This is a genomic window from Profundicola chukchiensis, from assembly GCF_029664245.1.
In the GTDB taxonomy this organism is placed as follows: domain Bacteria; phylum Bacteroidota; class Bacteroidia; order Flavobacteriales; family Weeksellaceae; genus Profundicola; species Profundicola chukchiensis.
In genome coordinates, this window is sequence record NZ_JANAIE010000085.1 from 1 (window position 1) to 216 (window position 216).

1 protein-coding gene is annotated in these 216 nt (G+C 63.4%); it reads right to left on the minus strand.

The window, feature by feature from the left end; translation table 11 throughout:
• On the minus strand, nucleotides 1–216 hold a 216-nt coding region (locus NLM59_RS11765; protein ID WP_304417969.1), incomplete at both ends, for a hypothetical protein.

A 216-nucleotide genomic window follows, 5' to 3' on the forward strand; every position in this document is an offset into this window, starting at 1 on the left:
GATTGGTTTCGCCGCTGCCATACTTGGCCTTCACCGTGCCCCAGCCTGTCAGCGCCAGCGCGGGTTGGTCCCAGAGCGTGTGAAGGTCTTCGGGTTCGAAACCCAGCGCCTTGATCACCAGATCGGCCGACTCGGTATAGTCCGCACCCTCGATGACTTCCGGGGTTTGCCGGCCACTGGCATCCGGCGGGCCAAGCCGCATCTTCTGCACCATGA